Source organism: Streptomyces sp. CNQ329 (assembly GCF_000482585.1).
In genome coordinates, this window is record NZ_AXVU01000031.1 from 26,096 (window position 1) to 41,277 (window position 15,182).

Here is a 15,182-nt window from a genome sequence, read left to right on the forward strand (position 1 = left end):
TGCAGAGGCTGCTGAGGCGTGGTCGAGGGCGTGCCGATGCGTGACGCGTGGGGACGTCAGGCGGACCCGGGGGTGCGTCAGAGGTCGGGCGGGTGCGTCAGGGGCACCGCGGGGACGGGCGGGTCAGGCGGTCCGGTAGCGCGCGCTCGTGGCGTGCCACTCCTTGCACCCGCCCATCCAGGCCCACACCCCGGCCAGGAAGCGGCCGAGCTGCGGGGAGCCGGCGGCGGTCAGGGCCGCGGCCTCCGTCTCGTAGGTGTGCATCAGCTCGTCGTGGATCAGGGCCGTCCGGTCCACAGCCTCCTGGAGGGTGCAGCCTTCTTCGGCGGCGATCAGGTTGGGCAGGTTGGTGTCCGTGGGGTCTTCCTTTTCCATCGAGTACAGGTCGTTGAGGAGCACGCTGGCGGTGCCGGCGTAGAGGTACGTGCGGCGGACCCGGGCGTCGGCGAACTCGTCGGGCGGCAGCTCGTATCCGCTGACGGGGTCCACGAGGACCATGCAGGGAAAGAACGCGTTCTCGTAGCGGTGCAGCAAGTACTCCCAGACCGCGGGGATGCGCTCCGAGGCCCGCCACTCGGCTTCCTGGCCGTACCCCACGAACATGACCGCCAACTCGTGCCGCAGCCGGGCGACCTGGGTGGGGCTCGCGTACCGCGAGAGGTGCGCGAGGGCGGAGCGGAAGGCGCGCAGCACCGGCTCGCGCTGAACGGTCTCCTCGAACTGCGGCATGTAGCGCGCGGGGAGCCGTACGGGGTCGATGACGGCGTGCGCCAGCGCCATCCGCTCGCCGAGCAGGGCGGGATCCGGGTCCTCGCCCTCGTCCACCCAGTGGTCGTCGACGGACCACTCGGACAGGCCGCACTTGGCGGCGGCCAGCAGCCGGTCGGGGTCGTCGCAGTCGGGGTGGGCGAGCATGAAGAGGCTGCCGAACTGGTGGGAGCGCAGGCGCTCGATGCGGCCGGTGAAGATGCCGATCTCCTCGGCCCACTCGACCAGGCGCTCGTTGACCTCCTCGCCGAGCACGGGGTCGTTGCGGAGGGCGTCCGGGCAGTACAGCGGCGGGATCCGCAGGCCACCGCGCTCGGTGCCGCCGTCGGGCGGCGGGGCGGCGGCGGTCCCGGAGCCGGCGGGGGGTCCGGCGCCGGGCCCGGCGCCGGATGCGGGCTCCGGCGCGGCGTCCGCACGATTGGAGGGCCCCGCGCCGGGCGACGGGGCGGCTTGCGGTACGTACCCGGACAGCGGATGCGCGGCGGCGGTGCCGAGGCCGGTGGGGCCGGGAGGCAGGAGGGCGCGGAGTGCTTCGGCGGTTGCTCCGGTCATGTGCGGCACCCGGCCTCCGTGCGGGCCGGCGGGGAGATCGTCATACTTCGACGCTAGGAGTCTGCGCCGAGTGCGGCAATCGCTCGAAAGAGTAGGCATAAAAGGGGGATTGGCAGGGTGGAGATCCCTTCGTGAACCGCCGGGTGAAACGATTGCGTTTCTCCCGGCCAGGATCTAGCGTGACGGTACGTCATCCCTCCGTGCGAAGAGGACCGCCCGCCATGCCCGGCAGATCCGTGGGCCGGCTCCCCGGCCAGACCTCCGGCGCCCGGATCCGCCGCCCCCGCATGACCCCCGAGCGCGAGCGCGAGCTGCTCGAAGCCGTGCTGGGCGTGCTGCGCGAGTCGGGGTACGAGGCGCTGTCGATGGACCTCGTCGCGACCCGGGCGCGATGCAGCAAGGCGACCCTGTACCGGCAGTGGCACAGCAAGGCGGAGATGGTCGTGGCCGCCATGGTCGCGAACCGGCCCGTGGGCGCCGGCGCCGCCGACACCGGCTCCCTTCGCGGCGATCTGATCAGCCTCGTCGAGGAGCTGTCCACCACGGCGGAGAAGGACACCGCGCTGATCGCCGCGATACACCACGCGGCGCTCACCGACGCGGACCTGGCGGCCACGCTGCACACCTCCCTCGTGGACTACGAGCTGACGCACCTGTCCGGGCTGCTGGACCGCGCGGTGGAGCGCGGCGAGCTGCAAGGGCGGCCGGGCGCGGCCGGGTTCCTGCCGCAGTTGCTCTTCGGCGCGGTCGTCATACGCCCGCTGGTCGACGGGGCGTTCGCCGATTCCGCGTATCTCGCGCGGTTCGTGGACCTGGTCGTGCTGCCGGCGCTGCGCCACTCCTGACCCGTACGCCCCTCACCGCCCCGCGGGCTTCCGTACGCCGCTTCTGAACCGACGCCTGGCCCGGCTCGCCACGGGCATATACCCCTACCCCGTATGCGACCCACCCACCGCATCCGGCCTCCGAGCATCCGACCCCCCACGGAGCCCGCCATGTCCCGTACCCGCGCCGAAGCCGGCAGCGGTCCCGCCGACGGCCCCGGCCCGGCCGGCGCCGCCGGCTCCCCCCACGACGAGCGCGCCCACCGCCACCGCTGGCTGATCCTCGGCGTCCTCGGCCTCGCCCAGCTGATGGTCGTCCTCGACGTGACCATCGTGAACATCGCCCTGCCGTCCGCCCAGGACGACCTCGGCTTCTCCAACGGCGACCGGCAGTGGGTCGTCACCGCGTACTCGCTGGCCTTCGGCAGCCTGCTGCTGCTCGGGGGCCGCATCGCCGACCTCGTCGGCCGCAAGGTCACCTTCCTCGTCGGTCTCGTCGGCTTCGCCGCCGCATCCGCCGTGGCCGGCGCCGCCGTGAACTTCGACATGCTCATCACCGCGCGCGCCTTCCAGGGCGCCTCCGGCGCGCTCCTCGCGCCGTCCGCGCTGTCGCTGCTGACGACGACGTTCACCGACCCCGGCGAGCGCGCGAAGGCGTTCAGTGTCTACGGAGCCGTGTCCGGCGCGGGCGGTGCCATCGGCCTGTTGCTGGGCGGCGTGCTCACCGAGTACCTGGACTGGCGCTGGACCCTGTACGTGAACGTGGTCCTCACCGTCGTCGCCTTCGGCTTCGCCTCCGCGCTGCTGACCCGTACCGCGCGCGACCGGAGCGTCAGGATCGACGTGCCCGGCACGGTCCTGGTCACCGCCGGACTGTTCGGCGTCGTCTACGGCTTCTCCAACGCCGAGCACCAGGACTGGGGCGCACCCGCCACCTGGGGGCTGCTGATCGCGGGCGGCGTGCTGCTGGCGGCGTTCGTCTGGTGGTCCACCCGCAGCCCTCACCCCCTGCTGCCGATGCGCATCGTCACCGACCGCAACCGCGGCGCCTCCTTCCTCGGCATGCTGATCGCCGCCGGCGGGATGTTCGGCGTCTTTCTGTTCCTCACGTACTACATGCAGACCGGTCTCGACTACACGCCGATCGACTCCGGCGTCGCCTTTCTGCCGATGGTCGGCGGTCTGGTGATCGCCGCGACGCTCGCCACCAACGTGCTCGTACCGACCATCGGGCCGCGGGTGGTGGTGCCGGTGGGGATGGCGGTCGCGACGGCCGGGTTGGTGTGGATGACGACGCTGACTCTGAGTAGTTCGTACGCGGCGCACATCCTGCCGATGACCGTGATCGTCGGCTTCGGCCTGGGACTGGTCGTGGCGACGGCGATGAGCCTGGGCACGCTGGGCGTCTCCGTGCACGACGCGGGCGTGGCCTCCGCGACGGTCAACGCCATGCAGCAGGTCGGCGGCTCCATCGGCATCGCCCTGCTCAACACCCTCTCCGCCGGCGCCGCCACCGATTACCTCGTCGGGCGCAACCCCAGGGACCCGGCCGTACGGGCGCAGGCGGCGCTGGAGAGCTACCACACGGCGTTCTGGTGGTCGGCGGGCTTCTTCGCCGTGGGTGCGGTGGTAACGCTGCCCCTGTACCGGTCCGGCGTGCCCGGGGAACTGAAGGGCGGGGCACCCACGATCCACATGTGAGCGCCGCCCGCGCCCGGTTGACGCCCGTACGCCTCCCTCGCACCCTCACGCGCCCCCGCGCCGCGGACGCGTCCACCGGCTCACACGACGAGCAGCGACTTGCCCACCGTCGTGCGCCGGGCGAGCGAGGCGTGCGCGTCCTCGGCGCGGGCCAGCGGATACGTCGCGCCGATCACCGGCCTGATGCGGCCCGCGGCGGCGAGGTCCAGGGCCTCGACGAGCGCCGCCTGCGCCACGGACGCGGCGGGCGGGCCGCCTGCCAGAAGGTTCGTCACCCGCACGCCCCGCTCCTCCGCCGCGCTCGGATCGATCTCGGCGAGGCCGCCGTCGGACGTCCCGTACGTCACGAACCGGCCGCCCCGCGCCACCGTCCGGAACGCCGCCCGGCCCAGCTCGCCCCCGGCGCCGTCGAAGGCGAGGTCGACGCCGTCCCCGCCGGCGGCCTCGCGGACCCGGTCCTGCCAGCCGTCCTCGGAGTAGTCGACAGTGTGCTCCGCGCCCAGCTCGCGGGCGAGGGCGAGCTTGCGCTCGCCGCGCGCCGCGGCGATGACGCGCGCACCCGCGTCGCGCGCCAACTGCAGCACCAGCGACCCCGCCCCGCCGGCCGCCGCCGCCACGAGCACCGTCTCGCCCGCGCGGGCCTGCCCCGCGCGGGCGAGACGTACCGCGGTGGTGCCGTCGTGCAGCAGGGCCGCCGCCTCGGCCGGGCCGAGCGCGCCGGGGACGGCGGCGATCTGCGCCACCTCGGCGACGACCTGCTCCGCGTACCCGGCGGACGCCGGGGCGACCACGCGCCGCCCCACCCACGCCGCGTCGACCCCCTCCCCGACGGCCAGTACGGTCCCCGCGCCACCTCCGCCCGGCACGTACGGCGGTCGCACCGGAAAGATCTCCCTGCCCCAGCCGCCGCGCAGCAGGGTGTCCAGATAGATGACGTCGGCCATCTCCAGCCCCACGACGACCTGCCCGGCCCCGGCCGCCGGCTCGGGCACCTCCGCGGGCACCAGCACCTCCGGCCCGCCGAACTCCCGTACCTCGATCGCACGCACCGCGACCACGCTCCCGTCCTGATCGACTCGACGCGGCCACCGTAGAAGTTCAACGAAGGTTCAGGTCAAGCGACCGGAGCACGGACGCGCCCGCCACGGCCTGCCGGGCGCGCGAGACGCGTCCCCGGAGCCTTCGCGGGATTCGGCCGTCCGCCCATGCGGCCGGCCTCCCCCAGCCGTGTACGGCACCTGCCGGCGGGGGAGAGGGCCGGGCCATCCGGATCGACGCGCGTCAGCCGTCCTGCCGTTCGTCCTCCGGGGAGCGGGGCTGGGGCATGGAGCTCCTGACGGTGTCCAGGATGGTCATGCCCTGGCCCACCAGCCCAGCGGTGAGCTGACCCAGGCCGTCGGCGCCGTTCAGCACGTTGATGTTCGCGCCCTGCAGGCTGGCCGCGGCCCGTTCGACGATCTTCGGGAGCTGCTCGATCAACTGCTGGTCCAGAGCGACCCTGTCGTACGAGGACGCCGCCTCGGCCTGGATCTTCATCCGCTCCGCCTCGGCGAGCGCCAGCACCCGGACCCGTTCGGCCTCCGCCTCGGCCGGCTTGACCACCTCCGCCTGGAGCTCCTGCTGGCGGAGCCGGGCCGCGCGCTCGGCCAGCTCGGTCTGCGCGGCGAGCACGTCCTGCTGTGCGTGCGCGTGCGCCAGCGGCCCGGCCTGCGCCGCCTCCGCCTCGACGCGGCTGACCTCGGCCTGGTACTGCGCCCGCACCATGGCGGTCTGACGGGCGTACTCGGCCTGCTTGCGCGCGGACTCCTGCTCCGCCTCGGACGCCTTCTGCGCCGCCTGTGCCTCGGCGATCTTCGCCTCGCGCTGGATGGCCGCCTGATGGGGCGCCGACATGGCCCGGATGTAGCCGGTGTCGCCGTCGTCGATCGACTGGATCTGGAACGAGTCGACGATCAGGCCGATCCTGCCCATCTCGCTCTTGGAGGTCTCCACCACCTCGGAGGCGAGCTTCTGCCGCTCCGTGACGATCTCCTCGACCGTCATCGAGCCGATGATGGCGCGCAGGTGCCCGGCGAAGATCCGCCCGGTCAGCACCGACATCTCCTTCTGCTCGGAGAGGAAGCGCTGCCCGGCGTTGACGATGCTCTCGATGTCGTTGCCGACCTTGAAAGCGATCACGGACCGTACGGTCAGGGGGATGCCCTGCCTGGTCACGCAGTACTCGGCGACCTCCGACTCGTGCATCGCCAGCGACAGAAAGCGGGTCTTGCGGAAGATCGGTAACACGAACCTGCCGTGCCCGACGACGACGCGGAACGGTGCCCCGTCCCGCCGGCGCCTGCCGCCCGAAACGAGCATGGCCTGGTCGGGGGCCGGAACGCGATAGCCGAACATGCTTACCTCCTCACTCCACGGAACCGATGCCGCCGGTCAGCTCCTCCAGCGGATCGGTCCACGCGATCACGGTGACCTGGCGACCACCGCAGTACTCGGTGACGAGTACCTCCGCCCCTTGCGGCAAGGGCTCGGCGGACCAGGCGAGAAAGGTCTCGGTGCCGCCCCGTACCCGCACCAGCACCTCGCCGGGGCCGGCGGACCCTCGGGTGGGGATGACGAGAACGCCGAGACAGCCGATCACGGCGTCGTCAGGCACCATCGATGGATTCCCCCTCGATCACCCTGCTCGCGACGTTCATGCGTACCCTACTCAGGACGGCGGTCGCTCAATCTTGGTTTCCGTTCCCCGGGAGGGGACCCCCAGCGGTTTCGCTCTTCGGTGTCAGTCCGGGCCCGTAGGCTGGCCCCATGGCGAAGAGTGGCGAGGCGGCATCGGCGGCGGGGGGCCGCGCGGTGGTGCGCAAGGCGAAACCGGCACCGACGCGGACGGGACTGGTGCGCCAGGCCCGGCGGATCTACCGCGAGCTGGCCGAGGTGTATCCGTACGCGCATCCTGAGCTGGACTTCGAGAACCCGTATCAGCTCCTCATCGCCACGGTGCTCTCCGCGCAGACCACCGACCTGCGGGTGAACCAGACCACGCCCGCGCTCTTCGCGAAGTACCCGACGCCCGAGGATCTGGCCGCGGCCAACCCGGAGGAGGTCGAGGAGCTGATCCGGCCCACCGGGTTCTTCCGCGCCAAGACCAAGTCGATCATGGGGCTTTCGCAGGCCCTGCGGGACGACTTCGGCGGTGAGGTCCCGGGGAACCTGAAGGACCTGGTCAAGCTGCCGGGTGTGGGCCGCAAGACGGCGTTCGTCGTCCTCGGCAACGCCTTCGGGGTCCCCGGTATCACGGTCGACACGCACTTCGCCCGGCTCGTGCGGCGCTGGAAGTGGACCGAGCAGACCGACCCGGACAAGATCGAGCAGGAGGTCGGGTCCCTCTTCCCCAAGAAGGACTGGACGATGCTCTCGCACTACGTGATATTCCACGGCCGGCGCATCTGCCACGCCCGCAAGCCCGCCTGCGGCGCCTGCCCCATCGCCCCGCTTTGCCCGGCGTACGGCGAGGGGGAGACGGATCCGGAGAAGGCCCGCAAGCTGCTGAAATACGAGAAGGGCGGCATGCCCGGGCAGCGCCTCAAGCCTCCGCCGGACTATCCCGGGAAGCCCGCGCCTCCGCTGGGCGCCGCATGACACGCTCAGGCGGTATGCCCGGCGGGCCGGGCGGCGGGCCGGGCGGCGGCGCCACCGCGGGTGCGGCGCGCGGTACGGCGGACGGGGCGGCGCCCGGCGCTTCGGTGCGTACGGGGGCGGGTGGGGCGCGCGGTGAAGCGAACGGGAGCGTGCGCGGCGGCCCGGAAGCCGTGGGCGCCGCGGACGGGCGCTCCGCGGGAGCGGACTCCGCCCCTGCGCCCCCGGTCCGGACACCCGCGCCCGGTACACCGGCGTCCCGTGTGCCCGTCCACGTCAGCGACGACGGACTGCCCGGCTGGCTGGCGCCGGTCGCCGACGCGGCCCGTACCGTACGGCCCGAAGAGCTGAGCAGCTTCCTACCGCCCGACGGCGGTGGCGGCCGGCCCGCCGCCGTGCTCATCCTCTTCGGCGACGGCGAGGACGGCCCCGAGCTGCTGCTCACCGAGCGCGCCAGCTCCCTGCGTTCGCACGCGGGCCAGCCCTCCTTCCCCGGCGGCTCCCTCGACCCGGAGGACGGCGATCCCGCGGGCGAAGGACCGCTGCGTGCCGCGCTGCGCGAGGCGCAGGAGGAGACAGGGCTCGATCCGGCGGGCGTGCAGGTGTTCTCCGTGCTGCCGCGGCTGTACATCCCGGTGAGCGGCTTCGTCGTCTCGCCCGTGCTCGGCTGGTGGCGCGAGCGCAGCCCCGTCGGAGTCGTCGATCCGGCCGAGACGGCACGGGTGTTCAGCGTCAGCGTGGCCGATCTCACCGACCCGGCGAACCGCGCCATGGCCGTCCATCCGCGCGGCCACCTCGGCCCCGCGTTCCTTGTCGGCTCCGCGCTGGTCTGGGGTTTCACCGCCGGAGTGATCGACCGCATCCTGCACCTGGCCGGGTGGGAGCGCCCGTGGGATCGCGAACGCAGGGTGCCGCTGGACTGGCACGCATGAGACGGTGACCGGGTGAACGTGCTGGACATCCTGCTGGTGGCGGCCGCCGTGTGGTTCGCCGTGGTCGGCTACCGCCAGGGCTTCGTGGTCGGTGTCCTGTCCGTGTGCGGCTTCGTCGGCGGCGGGCTGCTGGCGATCTATCTGCTGCCGGTCGTCTGGGACTTGGTGACCGACGGCGCCGCCCTCGGCCCGACGGCCGCGTTCGCCGCCGTCGTCCTCGTCCTCATAGCGGCCTCCGTGGGCCAGGGACTCACCACCCACCTCGGCAACCAACTGCGGCAGTACATCACCTGGTCGCCGGCCCGCTCGCTCGACGCCACCGGCGGCGCGCTGGTCAACGTCGTGGCGCTGCTGCTCGTCGCCTGGCTGCTCGGTACGGCGCTGGGGTCGACGACGCTGCCGACCGTCGCCCGTGAGGTGCGCGCCTCCAAGGTGCTCAACGGCGTGGCCGAGGTGATGCCGAAGAGCGCCGACACCTGGTTCGGCGAGTTCAGCTCCGTGCTCTCGGAGAACCGCTTCCCCCAGGTCTTCGCGCCGTTCCAGAGCGAGCAGATCACCAACGTCCCGGCGCCCGACCCCGCGCTGGTCGGCAGCCCGGTGGTGGAGCGGGCGCGGGAGAGCATCGTCAAGGTCGTCGGGACGGCCCCGTCCTGCGGCAAGGTGCTGGAGGGCACCGGGTTCGTCTTCGCGCCGCAGCGCGTGATGACCAACGCCCACGTCGTCGGCGGCGTCGACGAGCCCACCGTGCAGATCGGCGGCGAGGGCCGGCTCTACGACGGCGAGGTCGTGCTCTACGACTGGGAGCGGGACGTCGCCGTCCTGGAGGTCCCCGGGCTGGACGCCCCCGCCCTGCCCTTCGACCAGGACGACGCGGAGCGCGGCGACGACGCCGTCGTCGCCGGTTTCCCGGAGAACGGCGGCTTCGACGTACGGGCGGCGCGCGTGCGCGACCGGATAACGGCCAACGGCCCGGACATCTACCGCCGCGGCACGGTCAACCGCGACGTGTACTCCCTGCGCACCCTGGTCCGCCAGGGCAACTCCGGCGGCCCGCTGCTCAACCCCGAGGGCGGTGTCGTGGGCGTGATCTTCGCCAGGTCCATGGACGACAAGGACACCGGCTACGCGCTGACCGTCGACGAGGTACGCGAGGACATCGAGCGCGGGCGCACGGCGTCGCGGCCGGTGGACAGCGACGGTTGCGCCATGTGAGATGCCGAGAGGCCGGGGGCGCAGGCCCCCGGGAATCCTTGTCAGGACACGGCTCCGGCGGAGCCGCTCAGTGCACGCGCCGCAATCGGGCGCTCATCCAGCGGGCCCGGCGGCGGAGAATGTGCGGGATCCCCAGACGGAGGTCCACTTCGCGATGCGCCGCGGCGCCCTGGAGCGGTCTGGCGTCCGGGGCGGGGGAGCGGTGGGTTCCTACGTCGTTGTAGTCATGCGTCCAACCCATACCCCGGATCCTCCCCCCGCCGGGCGGCCGGTAATCGCCCTTTCTCGGGCCCATCGGCCTATGCAGGGTGCAATTGACGTGTGCGGTTCAGGCGAGGGTCGTGGGGGAGCCGCGGCGCCGCCGTGGCGGAGAGTGGCGTACGGGCGGTGGACCGGCCGGTGAGCTGCGGTGGTTCAGCGGTCGGGCTCGGGATCCCGTAGCCAGTTGATGAGTTCGGTCGTGAACGCGACCGGGTCCTCCTCGTGCGGGAAGTGCCCGAGACCGTCGAAAAGCCGCCACCGGTACGGCGCTTCCACGTACGCCACCGATCCCGCCGCGCTGCGCGTGCGCATCACCGGATCGAGGGAACCGTGCAGATGCAGCACGGGCACCCGCACCGGCAGCTTCATACGGCGGTAGAACTGTATGCCGTCCGGCCGCCCCAGCGACCGTACGAGCCAGCGGTACGGCTCCACCGAGCAGTGCGCCGTGGACGGCACGGTCATCGCGCGCCGGTAGACCTGGAGCGCCTTGTCGTCCGGCTGCCGGGGGCCCGACCAGTCGCGGATCAGCCGGCCGACCAACGCGGCGTCCCCGGCGACGAGTTGCCGCTCGGGCAGCCACGGGGGCTGGGCGCTCCAGACGAAGGAGCCCGCGGCGCTCTGCCGCGGGTCGGTGAGCATCGCGGAGCGCCAGCGGCGCGGGTGCGGCATCGAGGAGACGGTCAGCCGGCGGATCAGCTTGGGCCGCATCACGGCGGCGGTCCAGGCGAGATAGCCGCCGAGGTCGTGACCGACGAGCGCGGCGTCCGGCTCACCGAGGGAGCGGATCACGCCGGTGACGTCGAGGGCGAGGTTGGCGGGGTCGTAGCCGCGGGGGGTCCGGTCGCTGCCGCCGACGCCGCGGAGGTCCATCGCCACCGCGCGGTAGCCGGCCTCGGCGAGCGCGGGCAGTTGATGGCGCCAGGTCCACCAGAACTGCGGAAACCCGTGCAGCAGCAGCACCAGCGGCCCTTCGCCCATCTCCACGATGTGGAAGCGGGCGCCGTTGGCCGCGACGTCCCTGTGGGTCCAGGGCCCCTCGATGTGGACTGCCGGATCGACTGGCGACGGTGCCGTCATGACTCCGAGCGTGCCACGCCCGCGGCCGGCTTGTGTCGGTCCGCCGGATGACCTCGGCCGCGCAGGGAGTCGGAGAGGACGGTGGCGGTCTCCTTGGTGGAGTTCATCGCGCGCTCGGGCTTGCGCATCTGGCGCATCTTGGTGATGCCCCAGAGGGCGACGAGCCCGCCGAGGACCACGTGGGCGCCGAAGACGATGAGGAACGACCAGGCGAGCGCGAGGCCCAGGGCGTGCAGCCCGTACGCGGCGGCGAAGCTGAGCACCGGGATGCCGAAGAGGACGAGGACGGCGGCGACGCCGAGGGCGGTGCCGCCGGCGCCGGCGCGCTTGATGTCCTCCCGGGTCTCGGCCTTGAGCAGGGCGATCTCGTCGTGGAGCAGCGCGCTCAGGCCGGTGGTGGCGGTCGAGACGAGCTGCCCCAGGCTCTGCTGCCCGTCGAGGTGGGCGTCGGCGTCGAGGTCGACGGCCACGGTGTGCCTCGCCGTGCCGGCTCTCATCGTGCTGGCTTGTGCCGTGGTGCTCGGCTCCGCGGCCGTCCGGTTTCCTGCTGGACCGTTACCGGCTGCGCTCATCGTCCGTCCCTTCGCCGCCTGAAGTCACATCATGCCCGACCGTCACCCTGCTCGCCGGGCGGGCGCCGCATTTCGGCACGCCTCCGGTGTTCCGCGGCCTTTGTCTCGTGGATCGCGGCCATCCGGAGGTGGTACTCCGGATCGTCCTGCTGGTACATGTCCGGTATCCCGTCCATGTCCTCGTCGCGCTCGTCCTCCTCCGCGATCGCCTTGTAACGATTGTCGCGGATCTTCAGCAGGACGCACGCGAGGACCGCGGCGATGACCGAGCCCGTCAGCACCGCCGCCTTGGTCTCCTCGGCGAGCTTGCCGTCCTCGGCGAAGGCCAGCTCGCTGATGAGCAGCGAGACGGTGAAGCCGATGCCGGCCAGTGTCGCGACGGCGAAGACGTCGGGCCATCTCAGCGCCGGGTTCAGCTCCGCCCGGGTGAACCGTGCGGCGAGCCGCGAGCCGAGCGAGATGCCGAGGACCTTGCCGAGGACGAGGCCGGCCACCACGCCGAGGGGCTCGGGGTCGGTGAACACACCGCTCAGCGCGGCGCCGTCGACGGCCACGCCGGCCGCGAAGAAGGCGAAGACGGGGACGGCGAGACCGGCGGAGAGGGGACGTAGCTGGTGCTCGATGCGCTCGCCGGGCGAGACCTCTTCGCCCGGTCGGGTGGTGACGCGCAGCGTCAGGCCCATGGCGACGCCCGCGATGGTGGCGTGCACGCCGCTGGCGTGCATCAGCGCCCAGATGACGACGGCCAGCGGTACGTACACGTACCAGCCGCGGACATCGCGGCGCTGGAGGAACCAGAAGAGGACGAGGCCGGCGACCGCGGATCCGAGGGCGATGAGGTTGATGCCGGCGGTGTAGAAGACCGCGATGATCAGGATGGCGAAGAGGTCGTCCACGACGGCCAGCGTCAGCAGAAAGGCGCGCAGCGCGGAGGGGAGATTGCTCCCGATGACCGCGAGCACGGCCAGGGCGAACGCGATGTCGGTGGCGGTGGGGATGGCCCAGCCGCCCAGGTCGCCCCGGCCGGCGTTGACGGCGACGTAGAAGAGCGCGGGGGCGGCCATGCCGCAGAGCGCGGCGACGATCGGCAGCGCGGCGGCCCGCGGGTCGCGCAGCTCGCCGTCGACCAGCTCGCGCTTGAGCTCGACCCCGACGACGAAGAAGAAGATCGTCAGCAGCCCGTCCTTGGCCCAGTGGGCGAGATCGAGGTGCAGGTCGAGCGAAGAGGGTCCGAAGGCGAAGCCCTTGATGTCCTCGTAGGTACCGCTGAGGGCGCTGTTGGCGAAGATGAGGGCGATGACGGCCGCGGCCAGCAGGATCAGTCCGCCGACGGTCTCCGTACGCAGGGCCTCGGTGAGGAACTTGCTCTCTCTGAGGGACGGTCTGCGCAGGAAATGGGACTGCTGAGGGCGCTGGGGCGCGGTCACGGCAGGGCCTCCGGGAGGTGGGCGGCGGATACACGAGTGCTGTGTGCCGACCAGACTTCCCGGCGCGCCTCAGGGTGCTATCTCTCTCTTCACCTGTCTCCGCCACCCTACAGGGCGGCACCGGTCGATCGACCTGGGGTCAGATTACGGGCATAACGGGGTAGACGGTGCGGCAGGGCTGCCGGCGGCGGGGTGTCCCCGCCGCCGGCGCCGCGCACCGCTCAGGGCATGCCGGGACGGCGTGCGCCGCCCCGGCCGTCTCAGTCCTCCGAGGCCGCGCTCGGCAGCTTGGCCTGGATGAGGTCCATGACCGTGGAGTCCGTCAGCGTCGTGACGTCGCCCATCTGGCGGTTCTCGGCGACGTCCCGCAGCAGGCGGCGCATGATCTTGCCCGAGCGGGTCTTGGGCAGCTCCGCGACCGGCAGGATCCGCTTGGGCTTGGCGATCGGGCCCAGGGCCTTCGCCACGTGCGCCCGCAGCTCCTCCACCAGCCCCTCGGCCTCCTCCGCGCCCCCGCGCAGGATCACGAAGGCGCAGATGGCCTGCGTGGTCTGCGGGTCGGTGGCGCCGACGACCGCGGCCTCGGCGACCTTGGGGTGCGAAACGAGAGCGGACTCCACCTCTGTGGTGGAGATGTTGTGCCCGGAGACGAGCATGACGTCGTCCACCCGGCCGAGCAGCCAGATGTCCCCGTCGTCGTCCTTCTTGGCGCCGTCACCCGCGAAGTACCGGCCCTCGAAGCGGGACCAGTAGGTGTCCTTGTAGCGCTGGTCGTCTCCCCAGATCGTGCGCAGCATCGATGGCCACGGCTCCGTGAGCACCAGATAGCCGCCCGCTCCGTCCGGCACCTCGCGCGCCTCGTCGTCCACGACGGTGGCCGCGATACCGGGCAGCGGCACCTGCGCCGAGCCGGGCTTCGTGCTCGTCACGCCGGGCAGCGGGCTGATCATGATGCCGCCCGTCTCGGTCTGCCACCACGTGTCCACGACCGGGGTGCGGCCGGCGCCGATGTGCTCCCGGTACCAGATCCACGCCTCGGGGTTGATCGGCTCGCCGACCGAGCCGAGCACCCGCAGGCTGCTCAGGTCGAACTTGGCCGGGATGGCGTCGCCCCACTTCATGCAGGCGCGGATCGCGGTGGGCGCGGTGTAGAAGATCGAGACCTTGTACTTCTGGATGACCTCCCACCAGCGGCCCTGGTGCGGGGTGTCCGGCGTGCCCTCGTAGAGCACCTGGGTGGCGCCGTTGGAGAGCGGGCCGTACACGATGTACGAGTGGCCGGTGACCCAGCCGACGTCGGCCGTGCACCAGAACACGTCGGATTCGGGCTTGAGATCGAAGACCGCGTGGTGGGTGTAGGACACCTGGGTGAGGTAGCCGCCGGTGGTGTGCAGGATGCCCTTGGGCTTACCCGTGGTGCCCGAGGTGTAGAGGATGAAGAGGGGGTGCTCCGCGGGGAACGCCTCGGGGGTGTGCGTGTCCGCCTGCCGGTCGACGACGTCGTGCCACCACACGTCGCGGCCCTCGGTCCAGGCCACGTCCTGGCCCGTACGGCGGACCACCAGGACGTTGCGCACCTGCTCGGTGCGCTGCACCGCGTCGTCCACCGCCGGCTTGAGCGCGGACGGTTTGCCGCGCCGGTACCCGCCGTCGGCGGTGATGACCACGCGCGCGTCCGCGTCGGCGATGCGGGTGGCGAGCGCGTCGGCGGAGAAGCCGCCGAAGACCACCGAGTGGGGCGCGCCGACGCGGGCGCAGGCCAGCATGGCGACGACGGTCTCCGGGATCATCGGCATGTAGATGGCGACCCGGTCGCCGGTCTGCACGCCCAGCTCCACCAGCGCGTTGGCCGCCTTGGCGACCTCCCGCTGCAGCTCGGCGTAGGTGATCGTGCGGCTGTCGCCCGGCTCGCCCTCGAAGTGGATCGCGACGCGGTCGCCCAGGCCGGCTTCGACGTGCCGGTCCACGCAGTTGTACGCGACGTTGAGCGAGCCGTCCTCGAACCACTTCGCGAACGGCGGGTTCGACCAGTCGAGCGTCTTGGTGGGCTCGGTGGCCCAACTGAGCCTCCGGGCCTGCTCCGCCCAGAAGCCCAGCCGGTCCGCGCGTGCCTGCTCGTACGCCTCCGCCGTGACGTTCGCGTGTGCGGCCAGCTCGGCTGGCGGCTCGAACCGGCGTTCCTCCTTGAGCAGGTTGGCCAGGCTTTCGTTGCTCACGACA

Annotated in this window: 13 protein-coding genes; 5 read left to right on the forward strand and 8 right to left on the reverse strand. The window is 72.3% G+C overall.

Annotated elements, in window-relative coordinates; genetic code table 11:
- Positions 1 to 123: 123 nt before the first annotated feature.
- Positions 124 to 1,320 (reverse strand): family 2 encapsulin nanocompartment cargo protein terpene cyclase, encoded by a 1,197-nt coding sequence (locus I003_RS0120695; protein WP_027773253.1) that lies wholly within the window; start codon positions 1,318 to 1,320, stop codon positions 124 to 126.
- Positions 1,321 to 1,541: 221 nt separating this feature from the next.
- Between I003_RS0120695 and I003_RS0120700 the strand changes: the two genes are divergently transcribed.
- The gene (locus I003_RS0120700) at positions 1,542 to 2,165 is read left to right on the forward strand and encodes a TetR/AcrR family transcriptional regulator (protein WP_027773254.1); all 624 of its coding nucleotides are present in this window, start codon (positions 1,542 to 1,544) and stop codon (positions 2,163 to 2,165) included.
- 150 nt (positions 2,166 to 2,315) lie between these two features.
- Complete coding sequence (locus I003_RS0120705) at positions 2,316 to 3,845, forward strand: MFS transporter (RefSeq protein ID WP_027773255.1); 1,530 nt, start codon at positions 2,316 to 2,318, stop codon at positions 3,843 to 3,845.
- 80 nt (positions 3,846 to 3,925) lie between these two features.
- On the opposite strand, the gene I003_RS0120710 is transcribed toward I003_RS0120705, so the two are convergent.
- The 3 genes from I003_RS0120710 to I003_RS0120720 all read right to left on the reverse strand — a co-directional run bounded on the left by I003_RS0120710 (position 3,926) and on the right by I003_RS0120720 (position 6,501).
- On the reverse strand, positions 3,926 to 4,903 hold the full coding sequence (locus tag I003_RS0120710; RefSeq protein WP_078564222.1) for a zinc-binding dehydrogenase: 978 nt from the start codon (positions 4,901 to 4,903) through the stop codon (positions 3,926 to 3,928).
- 223 nt (positions 4,904 to 5,126) lie between these two features.
- On the reverse strand, positions 5,127 to 6,239 hold the full coding sequence (locus I003_RS0120715; RefSeq protein WP_027773257.1) for a flotillin family protein: 1,113 nt from the start codon (positions 6,237 to 6,239) through the stop codon (positions 5,127 to 5,129).
- Positions 6,240 to 6,249: 10 nt separating this feature from the next.
- Positions 6,250 to 6,501: a hypothetical protein gene (locus tag I003_RS0120720; protein ID WP_027773258.1), complete on the reverse strand. Its 252-nt coding sequence runs from the start codon at positions 6,499 to 6,501 to the stop codon at positions 6,250 to 6,252.
- A gap of 149 nt (positions 6,502 to 6,650) precedes the next feature.
- Between I003_RS0120720 and nth the strand changes: the two genes are divergently transcribed.
- The 3 genes from nth (at position 6,651) to I003_RS0120735 (ending at position 9,622) form a co-directional block, all read left to right on the forward strand.
- Positions 6,651 to 7,481 carry an endonuclease III gene (gene nth, locus I003_RS0120725; protein ID WP_027773259.1) on the forward strand — a complete coding sequence of 277 codons (831 nt, stop codon included), beginning with the start codon at positions 6,651 to 6,653 and terminating at the stop codon, positions 7,479 to 7,481.
- 149 nt (positions 7,482 to 7,630) lie between these two features.
- Positions 7,631 to 8,410, forward strand: coding sequence for an NUDIX domain-containing protein (locus I003_RS0120730; RefSeq protein ID WP_078564228.1), 780 nt, complete (start codon positions 7,631 to 7,633; stop codon positions 8,408 to 8,410).
- Positions 8,411 to 8,422: 12 nt separating this feature from the next.
- Positions 8,423 to 9,622 (forward strand): MarP family serine protease, encoded by a 1,200-nt coding sequence (locus tag I003_RS0120735; RefSeq protein ID WP_027773261.1) that lies wholly within the window; start codon positions 8,423 to 8,425, stop codon positions 9,620 to 9,622.
- Positions 9,623 to 10,036: 414 nt separating this feature from the next.
- Here I003_RS0120735 and I003_RS0120740 read toward each other — a convergent pair whose 3' ends face one another.
- The 4 genes from I003_RS0120740 to acs form a co-directional block, all read right to left on the reverse strand.
- A complete protein-coding gene (locus tag I003_RS0120740) occupies positions 10,037 to 10,963 on the reverse strand; it encodes an alpha/beta fold hydrolase (protein ID WP_027773262.1) in 927 nt (308 codons plus the stop codon).
- The gene (locus tag I003_RS0120745) at positions 10,960 to 11,460 is read right to left on the reverse strand and encodes a phage holin family protein (protein ID WP_078564224.1); all 501 of its coding nucleotides are present in this window, start codon (positions 11,458 to 11,460) and stop codon (positions 10,960 to 10,962) included. The genes I003_RS0120740 and I003_RS0120745 overlap by 4 nt, the downstream gene beginning before the upstream one ends.
- Positions 11,461 to 11,564: 104 nt before the next feature.
- The gene (nhaA, locus tag I003_RS0120750; protein ID WP_027773264.1) at positions 11,565 to 12,962 is read right to left on the reverse strand and encodes a Na+/H+ antiporter NhaA; all 1,398 of its coding nucleotides are present in this window, start codon (positions 12,960 to 12,962) and stop codon (positions 11,565 to 11,567) included.
- A gap of 260 nt (positions 12,963 to 13,222) precedes the next feature.
- Entirely contained in the window at positions 13,223 to 15,178 is a 1,956-nt protein-coding gene (acs, locus tag I003_RS0120755; protein WP_027773265.1) for an acetate--CoA ligase, read from the reverse strand.
- Between the last annotated feature and the right edge of the window lie 4 nt (positions 15,179 to 15,182).

Coding starts and splice junctions, on each gene's coding strand:
- I003_RS0120695 (WP_027773253.1), bottom strand. CDS start 1,320: ATGACCGGAGCAACCGCCGAAGCACTCCGCGCCCTCCTGCCTCCCGGC.
- I003_RS0120700 (WP_027773254.1), top strand. CDS start 1,542: ATGCCCGGCAGATCCGTGGGCCGGCTCCCCGGCCAGACCTCCGGCGCC.
- I003_RS0120705 (WP_027773255.1), top strand. CDS start 2,316: ATGTCCCGTACCCGCGCCGAAGCCGGCAGCGGTCCCGCCGACGGCCCC.
- I003_RS0120715 (WP_027773257.1), bottom strand. CDS start 6,239: ATGTTCGGCTATCGCGTTCCGGCCCCCGACCAGGCCATGCTCGTTTCG.
- I003_RS0120720 (WP_027773258.1), bottom strand. CDS start 6,501: ATGGTGCCTGACGACGCCGTGATCGGCTGTCTCGGCGTTCTCGTCATC.
- nth (WP_027773259.1), top strand. CDS start 6,651: ATGGCGAAGAGTGGCGAGGCGGCATCGGCGGCGGGGGGCCGCGCGGTG.
- I003_RS0120740 (WP_027773262.1), bottom strand. CDS start 10,963: ATGACGGCACCGTCGCCAGTCGATCCGGCAGTCCACATCGAGGGGCCC.
- I003_RS0120745 (WP_078564224.1), bottom strand. CDS start 11,460: ATGAGAGCCGGCACGGCGAGGCACACCGTGGCCGTCGACCTCGACGCC.